Annotated in this window: 19 protein-coding genes and 1 tRNA gene; 5 read left to right on the forward strand and 15 right to left on the reverse strand. The window is 73.1% G+C overall.

What is annotated here, in order from left to right; translation table 11 throughout:
- Positions 1 to 97: 97 nt before the first annotated feature.
- The 3 genes from ACFHW0_RS10345 to ACFHW0_RS10355 are packed head-to-tail and all read right to left on the reverse strand — an operon-like array spanning position 98 to position 2,696.
- Positions 98 to 655: a 2'-5' RNA ligase family protein gene (locus ACFHW0_RS10345; RefSeq protein WP_416607059.1), complete on the reverse strand. Its 558-nt coding sequence runs from the start codon at positions 653 to 655 to the stop codon at positions 98 to 100.
- 46 nt (positions 656 to 701) lie between these two features.
- Complete coding sequence (trpS, locus tag ACFHW0_RS10350; RefSeq protein ID WP_416607060.1) at positions 702 to 1,727, reverse strand: tryptophan--tRNA ligase; 1,026 nt, start codon at positions 1,725 to 1,727, stop codon at positions 702 to 704.
- 33 nt (positions 1,728 to 1,760) lie between these two features.
- A complete protein-coding gene (locus tag ACFHW0_RS10355) occupies positions 1,761 to 2,696 on the reverse strand; it encodes a hemolysin family protein (protein WP_416607307.1) in 936 nt (311 codons plus the stop codon).
- Positions 2,697 to 2,961: 265 nt separating this feature from the next.
- Here ACFHW0_RS10355 and galE point away from each other — a divergent pair, with 265 nt between their 5' ends.
- Together galE and galK are read left to right on the forward strand one after the other, a co-directional pair.
- Positions 2,962 to 3,945, forward strand: coding sequence for a UDP-glucose 4-epimerase GalE (gene galE, locus ACFHW0_RS10360; protein ID WP_416607061.1), 984 nt, complete (start codon positions 2,962 to 2,964; stop codon positions 3,943 to 3,945).
- The gene (galK, locus tag ACFHW0_RS10365) at positions 3,942 to 5,102 is read left to right on the forward strand and encodes a galactokinase (protein WP_416607062.1); all 1,161 of its coding nucleotides are present in this window, start codon (positions 3,942 to 3,944) and stop codon (positions 5,100 to 5,102) included. Before galE ends, galK begins: the two co-directional genes overlap by 4 nt.
- A 32-nt stretch (positions 5,103 to 5,134) precedes the next feature.
- Here galK and ACFHW0_RS10370 read toward each other — a convergent pair whose 3' ends face one another.
- The 8 genes from ACFHW0_RS10370 to ACFHW0_RS10405 all read right to left on the reverse strand — a co-directional run bounded on the left by ACFHW0_RS10370 (position 5,135) and on the right by ACFHW0_RS10405 (position 12,933).
- A complete protein-coding gene (locus tag ACFHW0_RS10370) occupies positions 5,135 to 6,439 on the reverse strand; it encodes a sulfate adenylyltransferase subunit 1 (RefSeq protein WP_121396685.1) in 1,305 nt (434 codons plus the stop codon).
- On the reverse strand, positions 6,439 to 7,350 hold the full coding sequence (gene cysD, locus ACFHW0_RS10375; RefSeq protein ID WP_416607063.1) for a sulfate adenylyltransferase subunit CysD: 912 nt from the start codon (positions 7,348 to 7,350) through the stop codon (positions 6,439 to 6,441). Before cysD ends, ACFHW0_RS10370 begins: the two co-directional genes overlap by 1 nt.
- 80 nt (positions 7,351 to 7,430) lie before the next feature.
- Positions 7,431 to 8,264 carry an inositol monophosphatase family protein gene (locus tag ACFHW0_RS10380; protein WP_416607064.1) on the reverse strand — a complete coding sequence of 278 codons (834 nt, stop codon included), beginning with the start codon at positions 8,262 to 8,264 and terminating at the stop codon, positions 7,431 to 7,433.
- 122 nt (positions 8,265 to 8,386) lie between these two features.
- On the reverse strand, positions 8,387 to 8,977 hold the full coding sequence (gene pth, locus ACFHW0_RS10385) for an aminoacyl-tRNA hydrolase (RefSeq protein WP_416607065.1): 591 nt from the start codon (positions 8,975 to 8,977) through the stop codon (positions 8,387 to 8,389).
- A 105-nt stretch (positions 8,978 to 9,082) separates the two neighbouring features.
- Complete coding sequence (locus tag ACFHW0_RS10390; protein ID WP_416607066.1) at positions 9,083 to 9,772, reverse strand: 50S ribosomal protein L25/general stress protein Ctc; 690 nt, start codon at positions 9,770 to 9,772, stop codon at positions 9,083 to 9,085.
- A 412-nt stretch (positions 9,773 to 10,184) separates the two neighbouring features.
- Positions 10,185 to 11,165, reverse strand: a complete 981-nt coding sequence (locus tag ACFHW0_RS10395) for a ribose-phosphate diphosphokinase (RefSeq protein ID WP_416607067.1) — start codon at positions 11,163 to 11,165, stop codon at positions 10,185 to 10,187.
- 55 nt (positions 11,166 to 11,220) lie between these two features.
- Entirely contained in the window at positions 11,221 to 12,756 is a 1,536-nt protein-coding gene (glmU, locus tag ACFHW0_RS10400; protein WP_370040046.1) for a bifunctional UDP-N-acetylglucosamine diphosphorylase/glucosamine-1-phosphate N-acetyltransferase GlmU, read from the reverse strand.
- A gap of 105 nt (positions 12,757 to 12,861) precedes the next feature.
- Positions 12,862 to 12,933, reverse strand: a tRNA-Gln gene (locus ACFHW0_RS10405).
- A gap of 171 nt (positions 12,934 to 13,104) precedes the next feature.
- Here ACFHW0_RS10405 and ACFHW0_RS10410 point away from each other — a divergent pair.
- From ACFHW0_RS10410 to ACFHW0_RS10420, 3 genes are all read left to right on the forward strand, one after another.
- Entirely contained in the window at positions 13,105 to 13,416 is a 312-nt protein-coding gene (locus ACFHW0_RS10410; protein ID WP_416607068.1) for a hypothetical protein, read from the forward strand.
- Positions 13,417 to 13,470: 54 nt separating this feature from the next.
- Positions 13,471 to 14,427 (forward strand): acyl-CoA desaturase, encoded by a 957-nt coding sequence (locus tag ACFHW0_RS10415; protein ID WP_416607069.1) that lies wholly within the window; start codon positions 13,471 to 13,473, stop codon positions 14,425 to 14,427.
- A 228-nt stretch (positions 14,428 to 14,655) separates the two neighbouring features.
- The gene (locus ACFHW0_RS10420) at positions 14,656 to 15,345 is read left to right on the forward strand and encodes a TetR family transcriptional regulator (RefSeq protein WP_416607308.1); all 690 of its coding nucleotides are present in this window, start codon (positions 14,656 to 14,658) and stop codon (positions 15,343 to 15,345) included.
- A gap of 12 nt (positions 15,346 to 15,357) precedes the next feature.
- On the opposite strand, the gene ACFHW0_RS10425 is transcribed toward ACFHW0_RS10420, so the two are convergent.
- From ACFHW0_RS10425 to ACFHW0_RS10440, 4 genes are all read right to left on the reverse strand, one after another.
- Entirely contained in the window at positions 15,358 to 15,834 is a 477-nt protein-coding gene (locus ACFHW0_RS10425; RefSeq protein WP_121396693.1) for a DUF4383 domain-containing protein, read from the reverse strand.
- Between the two features lie 226 nt (positions 15,835 to 16,060).
- Positions 16,061 to 16,516, reverse strand: a complete 456-nt coding sequence (locus tag ACFHW0_RS10430; protein ID WP_416607070.1) for a DUF4383 domain-containing protein — start codon at positions 16,514 to 16,516, stop codon at positions 16,061 to 16,063.
- A 113-nt stretch (positions 16,517 to 16,629) separates the two neighbouring features.
- Complete coding sequence (locus ACFHW0_RS10435; protein ID WP_416607071.1) at positions 16,630 to 18,435, reverse strand: ABC-F family ATP-binding cassette domain-containing protein; 1,806 nt, start codon at positions 18,433 to 18,435, stop codon at positions 16,630 to 16,632.
- A 172-nt stretch (positions 18,436 to 18,607) separates the two neighbouring features.
- On the reverse strand, positions 18,608 to 19,564 hold the full coding sequence (locus ACFHW0_RS10440; protein ID WP_416607072.1) for a 4-(cytidine 5'-diphospho)-2-C-methyl-D-erythritol kinase: 957 nt from the start codon (positions 19,562 to 19,564) through the stop codon (positions 18,608 to 18,610).

A 19,564-nucleotide genomic window follows, 5' to 3' on the forward strand; every position in this document is an offset into this window, starting at 1 on the left:
CGGCGGTCACGCGGCGCGGGTCGGCGTCGGTCGTACGGCGTGGGCCGGCGTCGGCGCGGTGGCCGCCGTGGCGCTCGTGGCGCACCCGGGCGACCGCTCAGCCGCCCAGCCGGAAGTCCCGGCGCGGCTGCCACCGGGTCTGCCCGCTGTGCGAGAAGAGGGTGAACGCCTCGACCTCGAACATGGCCGAGAAGTCGGCCAGGTCCTCGTACGCCCGGTCCAGCGCCTCCGGCGCGACGTCCTGCGCGACCGTGACGTGCGGGTGGTACGGGAAGCGCGTCTCGCGGTGCAGCTCGGGAGCGGCCCTGATCGCGGCGGCGAGCAGCTCGCACTCGCTGATCCCGGCGGCCACGGCCACGAAGACGACCTGGGTCACCGGCCGGAACGTGCCGGTGCCCCGCAGGTGCAGGGTGAACGGCAGGTGGGCGGCGGCGACCGCGCCGAGGTGCCGTTCCACCGCCGGCAGCGTCGCCACCGGGATCTCGGTCGGCCCGAGCAGGGTCACGTGCGCGGGCACGACCCGCGGGTCCCCGGCCTCGACGCGCCGCCGGGTGAGCATGCCGCCCCACGGCTCCGGGATGTCGACCGCGATGCCGATCTCGATGGTGTCACCGGCGTCCGGCGCCCCGTCCCTGCGATCCACGCTGTGCGTCATCCCTCCGGCCACCGACCCGTCCGCCCTCACCCGTCGCGCCGGGGCGCTACTCGCCGCGCACCGGCGGGAAGAAGCCCACCCGCTCGTACACGGTGCGCAGCGTCGCGGCGGCGGACGCGCGGGCCTTCTCGGCACCGGCGGCGAGCAGCTTGTCCAGCTGCGCCGGGTCGTCGAGGTAGGTCCGGGTGCGCTCCTGGATCGGGCCGACGAACTCCCGCACCACCTCGCCGAGGTCCTTCTTCAGGTCGCCGTAGCCCTTGCCGGCGTACGCGGCGACCAGGTCGTCGACGCTGCGCCCGCTGAGGGCCGAGTAGATGGTCAGCAGGTTGGAGATGCCGGGCTTGGTCTCGGTGTCGAAGACGATCTCCCGCCCCGTGTCCGTGACCGCGGAACGGACTTTCTTGGCCGAACGGGCCGGGTCCTCCAACAGGTTGACGATGCCGGCCGGCGACGAGGACGACTTCGACATCTTCGCCGTCGGGTCCTGGAGGTCGGTGATCTTCGCGGTGTCCTTGACGATGTGCGGCGCGGGCACGGTGAGGGTCGGCCCGAACAGCGAGTTGAACCGCTGGGCCAGGTCGCGGGAGAGCTCCAGGTGCTGGCGCTGGTCCTCGCCCACCGGCACGGCGTCGGCCTGGTAGAGCAGGATGTCGGCGGCCTGCAGGACGGGGTAGGTGAACAGGCCGACGCTCGCCCGCTCGCCGCCCTGCTTCTGCGACTTGTCCTTGAACTGCGTCATCCGGCTCGCCTCGCCGAACCCGGTGATGCAGCCCAGCACCCAGGCCAGCTGCGAGTGCTCGGGCACCTGCGACTGCACGAAGAGCGTGCTGCGCTCCGCGTCGAGGCCGACGGCGAAGAGCTGGGCGGCCGCCATCCGGGAACGCTGCATGAGCGTCTTCGGGTCGTGCCCCGCGGTGATCGCGTGCAGGTCGACCACGCAGTAGTAGGCGTCGTGGGTGTCCTGCAACGCCACCCAGTGCCGCACGGCGCCCAGGTAGTTGCCGAGGTGGAACGAGTCGGCCGTCGGCTGGATGCCGGAGAAGACGCGGGGGCGGGCGGGTACGTCGGACATGGCGGCAATTCTGTCAGCAAGACCCGGTGCGCGTCATGACGGGCCGGCGGGTCGGCTCCGCCCCGTCGGTGTCGGGGCGGCGACCTCGCGCCGTGGCTCCGGCAGGCGCCCGGCGGTGACCGTGAGCCGGGCCACCCGTCGCCCCTCCAGCGTGAGCACCCGCAGCAGCCATCCGCCGGACGGGTCGTCGGGTTCCGCGCGGCCGTCGCCGGCCGGGCCGGCGGTCACCGGCACCTCGTCGCCGGCGACGGGGAGCCGGCCCAGCGCGGCCATCACGAAGCCGCCGACCGTCTCGTACGGGCCGGGCGGCAGGCTCACGCCGGTGTGCTCGGCGAAGTCGGCGAGGTTGAGCCGGCCGTCCACCACGGCGGGCAGGCCCGCGTGCACCGGGTCGGGGGCGGTGTCGTACTCGTCGTGGATCTCCCCGATCAGCTCCTCGATGAGGTCCTCCAGGGTGACGATGCCGGCGGTGCCGCCGTACTCGTCGACCACCACGGCGAGGTGGTGGCGTTCCCGCCGCATCTCGCTGAGCGCGGCGAGCACCCGTTTGCTGCCGGGCAGCCGCTTCACCTCCCGGGTCAGCTCGCCGACGGTGGTCCGGGGGTCGAGGTCGGGGTGGAGCAGCACGTCGCGCAGGTGCACGAAGCCGACCACGTCGTCGTGGGTGCCGTCGACCACCGGGTAGCGGGTGTGCGTCTCGGCCCGGACCAGCCGCTCCGCCTCGGCGATGGTGAGCCGGGCGGAGAGGAAGACGACCTCGGTGCGCGGCATCATCACCTCGCGGACCAGGCTCGCGCCCGCGACCAGCACCTCGTCGATGATCCGGCGCTCGACCGGGTCGAGCAGGGTGTTGGCGGCGACCAGGTCGCGCAGCTCCGCCTCGCTGATCCGCTCCCGGCCGGCCGCCGGGCTGGCGCCGAGCAGCGCCGTGACCGCCCGGGTGGCGGCGTCCGCGGCGCGCACCACCATCCGGGCGACGGCCCGGGGCAGCGGTCCCGGCTCGCGGCGTGACCGGCTCCGGGCGCGTCGCCGCGGCCCGGGAGCACCCGCTTCCCGCATGACAGTGATGGTAGACAGCACTGGGCCGGCAGGCTGTCTATGTTCGGGTCTGTTCGAAGTTGGGCAATCATGATGGAATGGCAAGGTCGCCGACGGAGGGCGGTCCACGGGCGACCGGCCGTAGGGTGATCACGAGACGGGCCGCGACCGGGCGGCCAGGCAGGAGGAGACCGACGTGAAACTGCTCGTCACCGGCGGCGCCGGCTTCATCGGCAGCGTGGTGACCCGGATGCTGCTCGACGCCGGCCACGAGGTGGTGGTGCTCGACGACCTGCGCACCGGCCACCGGGAGGCGCTCGCCCCCGACGCGACGTACGTCGACGCGTCGGTCCACGACGCCGCGCGGGTGCTCACCCCCGGCGCGGGCTTCGACGGGGTGCTGCACTTCGCCGCGCTGATCGCCGCCGGCGAGTCGATGATCAGGCCCGAGCTCTACTGGCACGCCAACACGGTCGGCTCGATCGCCCTGATCGACGCCGTCCGGGCCGCCGGCGTGCCCCGCCTGGTCTTCTCCTCCACCGCCGCCGTCTACGGCAACCCCACCGAGCTGCCGATCCCGGAGAGCGCGGTCAAGGCCCCCACCAACACGTACGGCGCCACCAAGCTCGCCGTCGACATGGCCCTCACCTCCGAGGCGATCGGGCACGGCCTGGCCGCCGTCTCGCTGCGCTACTTCAACGTCGCCGGGGCGTACCTCGACGGCGACGTCGCGCTCGGCGAGCGGCACGACCCCGAGACCCACCTGATCCCGATCGCGCTGGAGGTGGCCGCCGGCCGGCGGGAGAAGCTCCAGCTCTTCGGCGACGACTACCCGACCGTCGACGGCACCTGCGTGCGCGACTACATCCACGTCGCCGACCTGGCCCGCGCCCACCTGCTGGCGCTCGGCGCCGCGACCGCCGGCCAGCACAGGATCTACAACCTGGGCAACGGCAACGGCTTCACCAACCGGCAGGTGGTCGACGTGGTCCGCGAGGTCACCGGGCACCCCGTGCCGGTCGAGGTGGCGCCGCGCCGCGAGGGCGACCCCGCCGAGCTGGTCGCGTCGTCCGCGCTCGCCCGCGAGGAGCTGGGCTGGGTGCCGCAGAAGCCGACCCTGCCCGACATCGTCGCCGACGCCTGGGCCTTCTACCGCACGCACGTCGTGGGGACGCGGTGACCGACGACGTCGCGACCCGCGCCACCGCCGGCTTCCGTTCGGCGTACGGCGAGCCGCCCGCCGGCCGCTGGGCGGCTCCCGGGCGGGCGAACCTGATCGGCGAGCACACCGACTACAACGACGGCTTCGTGCTCCCCTTCGCCCTGCCGCTGCGCACGGTGGTGGCAGCCGCCCCGCAGCCCGGCGACACCTGGACGGTCTGCTCCGAGCTCACCGGCGGGACGGTCACCTTCGGCGCCGACGAGGTCTCCGGGCCCGGCCGGGTCGACGGCTGGGGCGCGTACGTGGCGGGGGTCGTCTGGGCGCTGCGGGAGGCGGGGCACGCGGTGCCCGGCGCACGCCTGGCGATCGCCTCCGACGTGCCGCTGGGCGCCGGGCTGTCCTCCTCGGCCGCGCTGGAGGCCGCCGTGCTGGCCGCCCTGGTCGACCTGGGCGGGCTGGACCTGCCCGCCGAGCGGCGGCCCCGGCTGGCCCAGCGCGCGGAGAACGACTACGTGGGCGCGCCGACCGGGATCATGGACCAGTCGGCGGTGATCCGGTGCCGCGCCGGGCACGCGCTCTTCCTGGACTGCCGCGACGAGTCCGTCGAGCAGGTCCCCTTCGACCTGGACGCCGCCGGCCTCGCCGTGCTGGTCGTCGACAGCCGGGCCCCGCACCGGCACGCCGACGGCGAGTACGCCGCCCGCCGCGCCTCCTGCGAGCGGGCGGCCGGGCTGCTCGGTGTCGCGGCGCTGCGGGACGTCCCGGCCGACGGGCTGGCCGACGCCCTCGCCCGACTCGACGAGGACGAGACCCGCCGCCGGGTACGGCATGTCGTCACCGAGAACCAGCGGGTGCTCGACACCGTCGCGCTGCTACGCGCCGGGCGGGTACGCGAGATCGGCCCGCTGCTGACCGCCTCGCACGCCTCGATGCGGGACGACTTCGAGATCACCGTCGCGGAGATCGACACGGCCGTCGAGGCGGCCCTGGCCGCCGGGGCGCTCGGTGCGCGGATGACCGGCGGCGGCTTCGGCGGCTGCGTCCTCGCCCTCGTCGACGCGGAGCGGGCCGAGGCGGTCGCCGCCGCCGTCACGGCCGCGTACGCCGAGCGGGGCTTCGCCGCGCCCGGCCACGTCACCGTCCTGCCCGGCCCCGGCGCGACCCGGCTGGACTGACCACGGTGGGCGGTCACCCGCCCACCGTGGGGTCACTGCGCCTCGACGATCATCCCCGCGCCGACCGTGCGGTTGGTGGCCTCGTCGATGATCACGAAGCCGCCGGTGGTGCGGTTGCGGCGGTACTCGTCCGCGAGCAGCGGAACGGTGGTCCGCAACCGCACCCGGCCGATCTCGTTGAGCCCGAGCCCGTCGGCGGACTCGTCGCGGTGCAGCGAGTTGACGTCCAGCCGGTAGTGCAGCCCGCGCACGATCGCCCGCGCCGAGCGGGTGGTGTGCTTGACGGCGTACCTGCCGCCGACCTGGAGCGGACGGGTCTCGTCCATCCAGCACACCATCGCCTCGATGTCCTGGGACACCGCCGGGGCGTTGTTCGGACGGCAGATCATGTCGCCCCGGGAGATGTCGATCTCGTCTTCCAGGCGTACGGTCACCGACATGGGCGGGAACGCCTCCGCGACCGGCCCGTCGGCGGTCTCCACGGCGGCGATCCGGCTGGTGAACCCGGACGGCAGCACCATCACCTCGTCGCCCGGCTTGAGCACGCCGGAGGCGACCTGGCCGGCGTAGCCCCGGTAGTCGGTGACGGTGGTCGACTGCGGGCGGATCACGTACTGCACCGGGAACCGGACGTCGACCAGGTTGCGGTCGCTGGCGATGTGCACCCGCTCCAGGTGGTGCAGCAGCGACGGGCCCTCGTACCAGGGCATGTTCTCCGACCGGGAGACGATGTTGTCGCCGCGCAGCGCCGAGATCGGCACCACCGTCAGGTCGGGCACGTCGAGCTTCGCGGCGAACGCGGTGAACTCGTCCGCGATCCGCTCGAAGACCTCCTGCGACCAGTCGACCAGGTCCATCTTGTTGACGCAGAGGACCAGGTGCGGCACCCGCAGCAGCGAGCAGAGGAACGCGTGCCGGCGGGACTGCTCGACCAGGCCCTTGCGGGCGTCCACCAGGATCAGCGCCAGGTCGGCCGTCGAGGCCCCGGTGACCATGTTCCGGGTGTACTGGATGTGCCCCGGGGTGTCCGCGATGATGAACTTCCGCCGGGGGGTGGCGAAGTAGCGGTACGCCACGTCGATGGTGATGCCCTGCTCGCGCTCGGCCCGCAGGCCGTCGGTGAGCAGCGCCAGGTTGGTGTACTCGTCGCCCCGGGCGGCGCTGACCGCCTCGACGGCGGCGAGCTGGTCGGTGAAGAGCGACTTCGTGTCGTAGAGCAGCCGGCCGATCAGGGTCGACTTGCCGTCGTCGACGCTGCCGGCGGTGGCGAAGCGCAGCAGGTCCATCGGCCTGCCGGGCGTCTCGGTGGCCGCGGGCGCGACGGTCTCGGTGGTCATCAGAAGTAGCCCTCCCGCTTGCGGTCCTCCATGGCGGCCTCGCTGACCCGGTCGTCGCCCCGGGTCGCGCCGCGCTCGGTGATCCGGGTGGCGGCGACCTCCTCGATGACCTTCTCGACCGTGTCGGCGTCGGAACGGACCGCCGCCGTGCAGGACGCGTCGCCCACCGTCCGGTAGCGCACCCGCGCCTTGAACCGGTCCTCGCCCGCCCGGGGACGGAAGAACTCGTTGACCGCGTAGAGCATCCCGTCGCGCTCGACGACCTCGCGCTCGTGGGCGTAGTAGATCGACGGCAGGGCGATGCGCTCGCGGGCGATGTAGTGCCAGACGTCCAGCTCGGTCCAGTTGGACAACGGGAAGACCCGGATCGACTCGCCCGGGTGGTGGCGGCCGTTGTAGAGCGACCACAGCTCCGGGCGCTGGTTCTTCGGGTCCCACTGGCCGAACTCGTCGCGGAAGCTGAACACCCGCTCCTTGGCGCGGGCCTTCTCCTCGTCGCGCCGGGCGCCGCCGAAGAGCGCGTCGAACCGGTGCTTCTCCACCGCGTCCAGCAGCACCGGCGTCTGGATCCGGTTGCGCATCCCGTCGGCCGACTCGCGCACCAGCCCGCTGGCCAGCGCCTCCGGCACGCTCGCCACCACCAGTTGCAGCCCCAGCTCGGCGACCCGCTGGTCCCGGTACTCCAGGACCTCGGGGAAGTTGTGCCCGGTGTCCACGTGCATGACCGGGAACGGGATGTTGGCCGGGGCGAACGCCTTCTGGGCCAGCCGGAGCATCACGATCGAGTCCTTGCCGCCCGAGAAGAGCAGCACCGGCCGCTCCATCTCGGCGACCACCTCGCGCATCACGAAGATGCTCTCGGCCTCCAGCGCGTCGAGGTGCGACACCTGGTAGGCGGCGGGGGCGGTCATGCCACGGGCTCGCTTCGCTCGAATCCGCTCATCGTATTCCAGACCTTTCCGGTCGGGCATGCCAAGAAGTGCCGATCAGGCTACCCGGAATGACGCTGCAACGCTGCAAGCAACCGACTGGCGAGATCCTTGCGGCAGACCAGCAGGTCGGGCAGGCGCGGATCCGCCTCGTTGTATCTCAGCGCAGAACCGTCGATCCGGGAAGCGTGCAGCCCGGTGGCCGTCGCCACAGCGACCGGCGCGGCCGAGTCCCACTCGTACTGGCCGCCCGCGTGGATGTAGGCGTCCACCTCGCCGGTGACCACCGCGGCGATCTTCGCCCCGGCCGAGCCCATCGGCACCAGGTGCGCCCCGACGTCCTCCGCCAGGTCGGTCAGGAACACCGGCGGCCGGCTCCGGCTCGCCGCCAGGCGGATCGTCCGCCCGCCGGGGGCCGCCGCCGCCTCCAGGGTCAGCGGCGGGTACGCCGGCGGATAGTCGGTGCCCAGCACCCGTTGCTGCGCCGGCAGCCCCACCGCGCCCGCCACCAGCCCGTGCGGCGTCGGCGCGTCACGCGCCCAGAGCGCCACGTGCACCGCCCAGTCCGAACGGCCCTCCTCGGAGAACTCCCGGGTGCCGTCCAGCGGGTCGACGATCCACACCCGGTCGGCGGTCAGCCGGGACACCGCCTCGGCGTTCACCTCCGCCGCCCACGCCAGCCGCGAACCCTCGTCCTCCTCGGAGAGGACCGCGTCACCCGGCCGCCACTTCGCCAGCTCGGTGCGGATCAGGTCGTGCGAGACCTTGTCGCCCGCCGACTTCAACGCTCCCGCGTCGGCGAAGCCCATCTCGGACCGCAGGGCCAGCAGCGCCTGACCGGCCCGCGCCGCCAGCCACCGGGCGAAAGCGCCGTCGATCGTCGGAGGACTGCCCATGACTCCTGCTCCCGTCGCCTCGCGGTGCTCCACGCCCGGCACGCCGCCGCCGACGACCCGCCCCGACGGTCGCGTCGCGCCGAAAGGCGAAGACTACCGGCCCCCGGCGCCCGATCCGGCGCTCACACCCCGTGGTAGAGGTTCTGCGTCGGCTCCACGCCCCTGGTGATCACCGACTCCACCACATCCGCGGCCCGGTCCACCAGGAACTCCAGCTCCTTGCGCTCGGCCGCGCCGAAATCCGACAGTACGTAGTCCGCCGGGTCCTGCCGCCCCGGCGGCCGACCGATGCCGAACCGCACCCGGACGTACTCCTTCGTGCCCAGCGACTTCGACATCGACCGCAGGCCGTTGTGCCCGCCCTCGCCACCGCCGCACTTCACCCGCAGCTGGCCGTAGCCGATGTCCAGCTCGTCGTGCACCGCGACCACCCGGCCCGGCGGCACCTTGTGGAACTGGGCCAGGCCGGTCACCGGCCCACCGGAGAGGTTCATGTACGTCAGCGGCTTGACCAGCACCAGCTTCGGCCCGCCGAACCCGAGCCGCCCCTCGGCGACCTCCGCCACCGCCCGCTTGTGCCGACCGAACTTCGCGCCGAGCCGGCCCGCCAGCAGGTCGGCCACCATGAAGCCGACGTTGTGCCGGTTGCCGGCGTACTCCCGACCCGGGTTGCCCAGGCCGACCACCAGCCACGGCCCCGTCTCGTCCGTCACGCCCCGCCCCTCCCGCTGCTCGCCGTCACCCGCCCGCCCGGACACCGATACGCCGACAGGCGCCCCCGACCGCGCGGGGACGCCTGTCGCAACGATGCGGACCGGTCAGGCCTCGGTCTTCGCCTCGGCGTTCTCCTCGCCCTCCGCGGCCGGCGCCTCGGCGGCCTCGGCGGCCTCCTCGCCGACACCGGCCTCGGCCTCCTCGGCGGCCTCCTCGACCTCGGGGAGGGTGGCCTCGAGCTGCTCGGCGGTCGGCGCGGCCGTCACCGAGGCGACGGTCTGCTCCGAGTCGGCGGCCAGCTCGACGCCGGCCGGCAGCTCCACGTCGCCGGCGGTGACCTGGGTGCCGGCCTCCATGCCCTCGATCGAGGCCTCCAGGTGGTCCGGCACCCTGGTGGCGTCGGCGGTGACCGACAGGGTGTCGTGGTCGTGCACGATCAGGGTGTCCTTCGCGGCCTCGCCGGTCAGCTGGACCGGGACCTCGACGGTGACCTTCTCGCCCCGGCGGACCAGCAGCAGGTCCACGTGCTCGAAGGTGTCCTTGATCGGGTCACGCTGGATCGCCTTCGGCAGCGCCAGCACCTGGGTGCCGTCGCTGACCTCGATCGCGAAGAGCTGGTTGGCGCCGCCCTTGCGGATCGCGGCGGCGAACTCACGGGACGGCAGCGCGATGTGCTTGGGCTTCTCGCCGTGGCCGTAAAGCACGGCGGGCACCTTGCCGGCCCGGCGGGTACGACGGGCACCACCCTTGCCGAACTCGGTACGGGGCTCGGCGCTGATCTTTACCTCGGACACGGGGAAACTCCTGATGCTTTCGCTGCGGCGGCTTGTCGTCTGGCGGTGCTGGGGCGAGGGGCTCGCTGGGGCTCATGCGTCGAGAACGACTGCCCGGAGCACCGCGTCGATGACGGTGCCTCCGTGCGGCGCTTCTCAGCGGCCCGCCGGGCACCCTCGCCGTGGCAACCGCACCAGTCTACCCGAGCTGTTTCCGCGCGTTCCGGCAGTCCCCTTATCACCGTTCCCGCAGGCCCGCAGCGCGATCCGGGCCTGCCCCGTCGACGCCCGCCGCCGGGCGCCGCGCGGCGACGCCGCCGGGGTCGCCGGTGCGGCCTCCGCGCCGACGGCCGGGCGGCGCGCGGCGACGCCGCCGCCGGGCGGCCGACGCCGGACCGGGGGCGGCGGCACCGTCCGGCCCGGCGTCAGACGGTCAGCTCAGGCCACCGAAGAGGGTGGTCACCGAGCCGTCGTCGAAGACCTCACGGATCGCCCGCGCCAGCAGCGGCGCGATCGACAGCACGGTGATCTTGTCGAGCTGCTTCTCCGGCGGCAGCGGCAGCGTGTTGGTCACCACGACCTCGCTGATCGGGCTGTTCTTCAGCCGCTCGGTAGCCGGGTCGGAGAGCAGCGCGTGGGTCGAGGCGACGATGACGTCCGCCGCGCCGGACCCCCGGAGGATGTCCGCCGCCTTGCAGATCGTGCCGCCCGTGTCGATCATGTCGTCGACGACCAGGCAGACCCGCCCCTCGACCTCACCGACCACCCGGTTCGCCACCACCTGGTTCGGCTTCAGCGGGTCCCGGGTCTTGTGGATGAACGCCAGCGGGCAGCCACCCAACCGGTCCGTCCACCGCTCCGCCACCCGCACCCGGCCCGAGTCCGGCGCGACCACCGTCATCGGGCGGCCGGCGTACTTGTGCTCGACGTACTCGGCGAGGATGTCCATCGCGAAGAGGTGGTCGACGGGGCCGTCGAAGAAGCCCTGGATCTGCGCGGTGTGCAGGTCGACGGTCAGGATCCGGTTCGCCCCGGCCGTCTTCAGCAGGTCCGCCACCAGCCGGGCCGAGATCGGCTCCCGGCCGCGGTGCTTCTTGTCCTGCCGGGCGTACGGGTAGAACGGCAGCACCACGGTGATCCGCTTGGCCGAACCGCGCTTCAGCGCGTCGATCATGATGAGGGTCTCCATGACCCACGTGTTCACCCCGTGCGTGACGGACTGCACCACGAAGGCGTCCGAACCGCGCACCGAGTCCTTGAACCGTACGAAGATCTCACCGTTGGCGAACTCGTACGCGTCGGCCGGCGTCGGCGCGACGCCGAGCACCTCACCGATCTCCTTGGCCAACTCCGGAAAGCCACGTCCGGAAAAAAGCATCAGGCTCTTGCGGTTTTCGGCGACGATGCTGCCCATGGGCCCGTCTGCTCCCGTTGGTCGGTGGTACCCGGCGGTGGTGGTGGGCCGGGGACTATTCGGTTGCAGTATCCCCCGCCCCCGAGGCCGACCCGACCGGCTCGGCATCCCCGTGGATTGCCTCACCTTCACTTGCCCGGGATCCCGGCGCCGACGCATCCTCGTCGGCCGCCCGGGCCCGCGCCGCCGCCTCCGCCGAGGCCGTACCGGCCCGCTTGCGGGCCACCCAGCCGTCGATGCTGCGCTGCGGCGCACGGGTCACCCCGAGCGCACCCGGCGGCACGTCCTGCGTGATCGCGCTGCCCGCCGCCACGTACGCCCCGGCGCCCACCTCGACGGGTGCGATGAGGCTCGTGTCGCAGCCGATGAACGCGGCCTCACCGACCGTGGTGCGGTGCTTGTTCACCCCGTCGTAGTTCACGAAGATCGTCGCCGCGCCGATGTTCGCCTTCGCGCCGATCGTCGCGTCCCCCACGTACGACAGGTGCGGCACCTTCGCGCCCGCGCCCACCTCCGAGTTCTTCACCTCGACGAACGTGCCGACCTTGGCCTTCTCGGCCAGCCGGGCGTCCGGCCGCAGGTACGCGTACGGCCCGACGCTGGCGCCCGGACCGACCTCCGCGCCCACCGCGTGGCTGCGCAGCACCGTGGCGCCCGGGCCGACGACGGTGTCGATCAGCGTCACGTCCGGCCCGACCACGGCGCCCGTGCCGACCACCGTGCCGCCGCGCAGCTGGGTGTTCTGGTCGACCACGGCGTCCCGGTCCAGCGCGACCGTCACGTCGATCCAGGTGGTGTCCGGGTCGAGCAGGCTGACCCCGGTACGCATCCACGCCTCGTTGACCCGGTCGCGCAGCAGCCGGCGCAGGGCGGCCAGCTCGACCCGGTCGTTGCAGCCCAGCGTCTCCACGTGGTCCGCCGCCACGTGCACCGCCACCGGCTCGCCGGCCGAGCCCAGCAGGGCGAAGACGTCGGTCAGGTACTCCTCGCCCTGGTCGTTGTCGGTCGACAGCTTGCCCAGCGCGTCGCGCAGCCGGGCGGCGTCGAACGCGTAGATGCCGGCGTTGATCTCCCGGATCGCCCGCTGCGCCCCGGTCGCGTCGCGCTCCTCGACGATCTGCTCGAGCCGCCCGTCGGCGTCGCGCACGATCCGGCCCAGGCCGGTCGGGTCGGGCACCTCGGCGGCGAGCACGGTCGCCGCCGCGCCCGCGCCCTCGTGCGCCTCCACGAGCGCGGCCACCGTCTCCGGGCGCAGCAGCGGCACGTCGCCGTTGATGACGACGACGGTGCCGGTGGCCTCCGGCGCGGCGTCCAGCGCGATCCGGACGGCGTGCCCGGTGCCGAGCTGCTCGGCCTGGAGCACCGGGGTGGCGTCGGGGGCGATCTCGGCGAGGTGCGCGCGGACCTGGTCGGCGCCGTGGCCCACCACGACCACGGTGCGGTCCGCGGCCAGCGGCGCGGCGGCGGCGAGCACGTGGCCGACGAGGGTACGACCGAGCAGCGGGTGCAGCACCTTGGGCAGCGCCGACTTCATCCGCTTGCCCTCACCGGCGGCGAGCACGACAACGGTGCGGAGGTGGGGCTGGGACACGACACGGGCTCCCGTCGGGACGGCGAACAGTCTCGCGGCCATGCTAACCAGACGGCGAGCCGCCGTTCGGCACGGCCACACGAATGCCGGGAGATGCGGTGTGAGCTGGGGTGCCTGGATTCGAACCAGGAGCTCAAGGCTCCAAAGGCCTGCGGGTTGCCGTTACCCCACACCCCATAAAATGTCAAGCGTCGCTTGCCGTCAATTCCGGTTCGCGTCGCCCGACGGTCTGGAACAGCTCGGCGATCATACCTTCGATCCGCCGGTAGAGCTCGCGGCTGCGGGCACGGTGATCACCAGGCAGCCACGATAGTCGTCCCCGACGTTGCGCCGCACCGTGGCCGCACGGTGTTTCTTGAGATTGGCGCGCTGGAAACGCCCGACCGGCAGATCGAGTTTCCGCACCCACCATTTCACCGCCGCGTCGAGGTCGGCCGTCTCGTGGATGCTGACGCGACAGCGGGGGACGGCCCGGTCGGCAAGGGACCCGACCAGGCCGGCCGCACGCTCGCGCTGTCGTTGACGGAGAGCTGCTCGGCGGTGCGCAGCCGCCGCACCTCGTCAGCGATCGGATCGGTCATGAGCAGCAGCTCAGAACGGACGTACGACACCTGGGACATTCATCCCCGACGCTGTCCCATGCGCGCGCGGGGAACCTAAGTTACGGTGACGTAGGCGTAACTTAGTGATCATCGCGTCCCTCTGCGAGGTGCCATGTCCGCCACGTCCCTCGACCCGACCGCCGGCCCGAAGCCCCTCACCCAGGGCACCCAGTCGCGGGGCATCCTCATCGCCCTCTGGGCGTTCGTGGTGATCCCCTTCCTGGCCCTCCTCGCCGCCGTACCGGTCGCCTGGGGTGGCTGGCTGAGCTGGACCGACGTGGCCGTCGCCGGGTTCTGGTACGTGGTCTCCGGGCTGGGCATCACGGTCGGCTACCACCGGTACTTCACCCACGGGTCGTTCAAGGCGAAGCGCTGGCTGCGGATCGCGCTGGCGGTGTCCGGCTCGCTGGCGGTGCAGGGCGAGATCATCCAGTGGGTGGCCGACCACCGGCGCCACCACGCCTTCTCCGACCTGGAGGGCGACCCGCACTCGCCGTGGCGGTTCGGGGAGAGCGTCCGCGGCCTGACGAAGGGCCTGTTCCACGCGCACGTCGGCTGGCTCTTCGGCCGCGAGCTGTCCAACCGGAGGCGGTTCGCCCCGGACCTGCTCGCCGACCGGGACATCAACCGGGTCGACCGGCTGTTTCCGCTGCTGGTGGTGGTCTCGGTGCTCGGCCCCACGCTGATGGGCGGCCTGCTCACCTGGTCGTGGCGGGGAGCCTTGTCCGCGCTCTTCTGGGCCGGCCTGGTGCGCATCGCACTCCTGCACCACGTGACCTGGTCCATCAACTCCGTCTGCCACGTCTACGGGGAGCGGCCGTTCGCGATGCGCCAGGGCGACCGCGCGTCGAACTTCTGGCCGCTGGCGATCGTGTCGTTCGGCGAGAGCTGGCACAACCTGCACCACGCCGACCCGACCAGCGCCAGGCACGGCGTACTGCGCGGCCAGGTGGACATCTCGGCCCGGGTGATCTGGCTGTTCGAGAAGCTCGGCGCGGCGTGGGACGTGCGCTGGCCGAAGCCCGAGCGCATCGCGGCGAAGCTCGTCGAACCGGTCACCGGGCGGTAGAGCGGGCGATGGGCGCGGAGGTCGCCTGGCAGGATGGCCGGGTGACCGAGCGAAGCGGGTGCGACGCCGGGCGGCCCGGCGGCACGGGGGCGGGCCCGCCGCGGATACGGTCGCAGGGGGCGGCGGCGCCACCCGACCGACGACCGGCGAGGGGGCGACGTGACCCAGCACGGCGGCGGCACCATCGGACGACAGGGCGTCACCGAGCGCCGGCGGAGTGACGAGAACATGGCGGATGTCCCTGGCAGCGACGGCACGACAGGCCGGCGGCGGGCGGTTCCCGCCCCGGCTCCCAAACCCTCCTCACGCGTACGCATGTCGGCGGCCCAGCGCCGGGAGCAGCTGATCTCGATCGCCCGGCAGATCTTCGCCGAGCGCGGCTTCGACGCCACCTCCATCGAGGAGGTGGCGGCCCGCGCCAAGGTCTCCAAGCCGGTGGTCTACGAGCACTTCGGCGGCAAGGAGGGGCTCTACGCGGTGGTGGTGGACCGGGAGGTCCGCGCCCTGCTGGAGCGGATCACCACGGCCCTCACCGCCGGGCACCCGCGCGAGTTGCTGGAGCAGGCGGCGCTGGCCCTGCTGACGTACATCGAGGAGGAGACCAGCGGCTTCCGGGTGCTGGTACGGGAGTCGCCGGTGCTGTCGGCGGCGGGCAACTTCAGCAGCGTGATGAACGACGTGGCGCACCAGGTGGAGCACATCCTGGGCGCCGAGTTCTCCAGCCGGGGCTACGACCCGAAGCTGGCCGAGCTCTACTCGCAGGCGCTGGTGGGGATGGTGGCGCTGACCGGCCGCTGGTGGCTGGAGGTGCGCAAGCCACGCAAGGAGACGGTGGCGGCGCACCTGGTCAACCTGGCCTGGAGCGGGCTGTCGCACCTGGAGGCGAAGCCGACCCTGATCACGGTGCGGGGCCGCTGACCCTGGCGTCGGTCAGCGGCCGTGGGCCTCGGAGACCGGGTGGTGCCGGAGCCGCCGTTCCTCCTCGGCGTGCTCGTCGGTGCCGACCTTGTCGTACAGGCCGGTGCCGAGCAGGAGCAGGCCGAAGAGCATCGACACGATCACCGTCGACATCGAGAAGTTGAGGAAGTTGGCCTCGGTCTGGAGCACGGCCATCATGAGGATGCTGGTGACCAGGAAGACCACCCCGGCGGTCAGGTTCATGTAGTGGCCGAGGTTGCCGCGCCGTGACGCCCCGACGATGAGCACGATCCCGAAGGCGACGGAGGCCAGCGAGAAGGCCAGGTTGGTGCGGAGCCCGAGGGCCCAGTTGTCGCCCCGGTCGAAGAGGGGGTCGCCCGCCGTCAGGGCGACGCCCCAGACCCCGAAGACCAGGATGTAGAGCCCCACCAGGCCGGCGAGGACCCGGTAGACCGGCCGCGCCGGATGGTTCACGGGAAAGTGCGGCATGACCCCTCCATCAATCAGGACATTCACCCCGATTGTCCCTCGGAGGAGGTCAACCGTCCGCCAAACCGCCCGACAACAGGCGGAACAACGAAGATCCCGCCCCACCGGGCCGCGACGGCCGGGACGGAGCGGGACCACGTCGGTTTTCGCCGGAGCCCGACCCGCGCGGGAATCGAGCCTGACCGCCCGGAGCGGGTCGGGCTCCGGCGAAGACCCACCGAACCACTCAGAGCACGAGGCGGGCCTTCTGCCAGGCCTCCTGATCCTCCTCCGAGCCGACCTTGCCGTACATGCCGACCATCAGCAGGACCAGGCTGACCACCATCAGCGCGATGACGGTGAAGATGCTGAAGTTGAAGATGTTGGCCTCGGTCTGGATGAAGGCGAGACCGGCGAGGCTGATCACCATGAGGGCGTACGCCAGCCACTGGTTGATCATGACGTCGATGTTGCGGCCGATCGCGGTGCCGGCCAGCACCGCGGCCCCCAGCAGGACGCTGAGCAGCGAGAAACCGAGGTTCGTGCCCTGGCCGAGGACCTGGGTGTCATCCTGGGCGAGGGCCTCGTTGCCGGCGCTCGCGATGATGCCGAGCACGCCGAAGGCCACCAGGTACAGACCGGTCAGCCCGCCGATCGCCCGGTAGACCGGCCGCGCGGGGTGGTTGACGGGGGTGTGGGCCATGTCTGAGTCTCCAACGCCGTTCGGGTGAGGGGTCGCCGACGATTGTCCCGCACCCCGGGGTGTGACGCCGCACACGGGGGCCTCCCCCTGCGGCGCCGCGACAGGGGAACGGCTCAGATCGCCGGGATCTCGTCGGCCAGGGCCAGCCAGGACTCCTCGGTCCGCTCCCGCTCGGCCCGCAGCTCCTTGAGCTGGGCGTCGAGTTCGGCGACCCTGGCGTAGTCGGTGGCGTGCGTGGCGAGCTGGTCGAGCAGCGTCGCCTCCTTCTGCTCCAGCTTGGCGACCTGCCGTTCCAGCCGGGCCAGTTCCTTGCGGGCCTGCCGCGCCTCGGCGGCGGACATGCCGGTCGCGGCGGGGGTGTCGGCGCCGGCCCCGGGGGCCGTCTCCGGCATCGCGGGGCCGGGTTGGCCGGCGGCCCGGGCGAGGTACTCGTCGACGCCGCCGGGCAGGTGCACCAGCCGGCCGTCGCCGAACATCCCGTACGCGACGTCGGTGACCCGCTCGATGAGGTACCGGTCGTGGCTGGCCACGATGACGGTGCCGGGCCAGGAGTCGAGCAGGTCCTCCAGCGCGGCGAGGGTGTCGGTGTCCAGGTCGTTGGTGGGCTCGTCGAACAGCAGCACGTTCGGCTCCCCGGCGAGCAGCCGGAGCATCTGCAACCGGCGACGCTCGCCGCCGGAGAGGTCGCTGACCGGCGTCCAGAGCCGCCGGTCGTCGAAGCCGAAGACCTCGGCGAGCTGGGCGGCGGAGACCTCCCGGTCGCCGAGCTGCACCCGCCGGGCGACCTCCTCCACCGCTTCGAGCACGCGCAGGTGGCCGGGCAGCTCGGCCAGCTCCTGGGAGAGGAAGGCCGGCCGGACGGTCGAGCCGGTGGCGAAGCGCCCACCGTCGGGGCGGGTGATGCCGGCCAGCATCCGCAGCAGGGTGGTCTTGCCCGCCCCGTTGCGGCCGAGGACGGCGATCCGGTCGCCGGGGCCGACCTGCCAGGTGACGTCGCGCAGGATCTCCTTCGGGCCGGCGTGCAGGGTGACGTGCTCGAGGTCGTACACCTGCTTGCCGAGCCGGGCGGTGGCGAGCCGTTGCAGCGACATGGTGTCGCGCGCCGGCGGGACGTCGGCGATGAGCGCATTGGCGGCGTCGATGCGGAAGCGCGGCTTGGAGGTGCGGGCGGGCGGCCCGCGCCGCAGCCAGGCGATCTCCTTGCGGAGCAAGTTCTGCCGGCGGGCCTCGGTGGCCGCGGCGACCCGCTCCCGCTCGACCCGGGCGAGGGTCCAGGCCGCGAAGCCGCCCTCGTACGCCCGGACGGTCTGGTCGGCGACCTCCCAGGTGGTGGTGCAGACGGCGTCGAGGAACCACCGGTCGTGGGTGACCACGACCAGGGCGCCCTTGCGGCCGACGAGGTACTTCGCCAGCCAGTCGACGCCGCCGACGTCGAGGTGGTTGGTGGGCTCGTCGAGGATGAGCAGGTCGGACTCGCGGACGAGCAGCGCGGCCAGCGCGACCCGCCGCCGCTCGCCGCCGGACATCGGGCCGACGGGCTGGTCGAGGCCGAGGTGGGGCATGCCGAGGCCGTCGAGGATGGCCCGGACCCCGGCGTCGCCGGCCCACTCGTGCTCGGCGCCCATGCTCTCGCCGAGCCAGGCGGTGCCGAGCACCACGTCCCGGACGGTGGCGTCGGGGGCGAGCTGGAGGCTCTGCGGCAGCCAGGCGACCCGCAGGTCGCGGCGGTGGGTGACCCGCCCGTCGTCCGGTTCCTCGATCCGGGTGAGCAGCCGCAGCAGCGTGGACTTGCCGGCGCCGTTGAGGCCGACCACGCCGATCCGGTCGGCGTCGTCCAGGCCGAGCGAGACGTCGGTGAGCAGCGGCCCGGCGGCCCCGTAGCCCTTGGACACCCGGTCCAGGTTGACGATGTTGGCCACGACCTCACCTCCCATGATCAAGGCGTCCCGGTGCCGGCCGGCACCTGGGACGCCTGAGCCTCCCAGCGTACGCGGACCGCCCCGCCGGCCGCCGGGCGCGGGCTCCCGCGATCCCGCCGGGAGAGGCGGTACCGGAGGGCCGGGCGCGCGGGATCGGGGAAGGGTGGGCTGGTCAGGCGATCCGCGCGCCGGGTACCGGCCCGTGGGCGGTGCGCGCCTCGCGGCACACGTCGGCGGACGTCAACTCCGCGGCGATGCGCTCGGCGTCGGCGGCGTCCGCCGCGAGGAAGACGCAGGTCGGCCCCGAACCGGAGACGATGCCGGCCAGCGCGTCGGCCGCCTCGCCGGCCTTCAGCGTCTCCGCCAGCGACGGGCGCATGGCCAGGGCGGCGTCCTGGAGGTCGTTGCCGAGGGCCGCGGCGAGCACCCGCGGGTCCCGCTGGCGCAGCGCGGCGAAGAGCGCGTCGGTGCTGCCCAGCGGCGCGCCGGCGGCGCCGGCCTCGCGGAGCCGGTCCAGTTCCCGGTAGGCGGCCGGGGTGGAGAGGCCGCCGTCGGCCACGGCCACCACCCAGTGCCAGGTGGTGGGGCGGGCCAGCACGGGGCTGACGGACTCGCCCCGGCCGGTGCCGAGCGCGGTGCCGCCGTGGATCAGGAACGGCACGTCGGAGCCGAGGTCGGCGGCGATCCGGGCCAGCTCGTCGCGGGACAGCCCGGTCCCCCAGAGCGTGTCGCAGGCGACCAGCGCCGCGGCCGCGTCGGCGCTGCCCCCGGCCAGCCCACCGGCCAGCGGGATCTGCTTGCGCAGGTGCAGCCGGGCGTGCGGAGGCACCCCGGCGTAGCCGGCGAGGGCGTGGGCCGCCCGGATGGCCAGGTTGGTGTCGTCCAGTGCCAGCTCGCCGGTGCCCTCGCCCTCCATGGTGAGGGTGAGCGTGTCGCCACGACGCGCGGTCAGCTCGTCGTAGATGGAGATCGCGTGGTAAACGGTGTTCAGCTCGTGGTAGCCGTCGCGCCGCAGCGGCCCCACCCCGAGGTGCAGGTTGACCTTGGCGGGCACCCGGACCCGCACCGGTCCGCTGGCTCCGCGCCGCCGCTGCTCGTCCTCGTCGTCCGGTCCCCAGGCCTCGGTCAC

This window comes from Micromonospora sp. LOL_025, assembly GCF_048060285.1.
GTDB lineage: Bacteria > Actinomycetota > Actinomycetes > Mycobacteriales > Micromonosporaceae > Micromonospora.

What these genes read in the sequence shown, in the direction of transcription:
- ACFHW0_RS10345 (WP_416607059.1), bottom strand. Translation starts at nt 655, where the DNA reads ATGACGCACAGCGTGGATCGCAGGGACGGGGCGCCGGACGCCGGTGAC.
- trpS (WP_416607060.1), bottom strand. Translation starts at nt 1,727, where the DNA reads ATGTCCGACGTACCCGCCCGCCCCCGCGTCTTCTCCGGCATCCAGCCG.
- ACFHW0_RS10355 (WP_416607307.1), bottom strand. Translation starts at nt 2,696, where the DNA reads ATGGTGGTGCGCGCCGCGGACGCCGCCACCCGGGCGGTCACGGCGCTG.
- ACFHW0_RS10370 (WP_121396685.1), bottom strand. Translation starts at nt 6,439, where the DNA reads ATGACCACCGAGACCGTCGCGCCCGCGGCCACCGAGACGCCCGGCAGG.
- cysD (WP_416607063.1), bottom strand. Translation starts at nt 7,350, where the DNA reads ATGACCGCCCCCGCCGCCTACCAGGTGTCGCACCTCGACGCGCTGGAG.
- ACFHW0_RS10380 (WP_416607064.1), bottom strand. Translation starts at nt 8,264, where the DNA reads ATGGGCAGTCCTCCGACGATCGACGGCGCTTTCGCCCGGTGGCTGGCG.
- ACFHW0_RS10395 (WP_416607067.1), bottom strand. Translation starts at nt 11,165, where the DNA reads ATGGGCAGCATCGTCGCCGAAAACCGCAAGAGCCTGATGCTTTTTTCC.
- ACFHW0_RS10415 (WP_416607069.1), top strand. Translation starts at nt 13,471, where the DNA reads ATGTCCGCCACGTCCCTCGACCCGACCGCCGGCCCGAAGCCCCTCACC.
- ACFHW0_RS10420 (WP_416607308.1), top strand. Translation starts at nt 14,656, where the DNA reads ATGGCGGATGTCCCTGGCAGCGACGGCACGACAGGCCGGCGGCGGGCG.
- ACFHW0_RS10425 (WP_121396693.1), bottom strand. Translation starts at nt 15,834, where the DNA reads ATGCCGCACTTTCCCGTGAACCATCCGGCGCGGCCGGTCTACCGGGTC.
- ACFHW0_RS10430 (WP_416607070.1), bottom strand. Translation starts at nt 16,516, where the DNA reads ATGGCCCACACCCCCGTCAACCACCCCGCGCGGCCGGTCTACCGGGCG.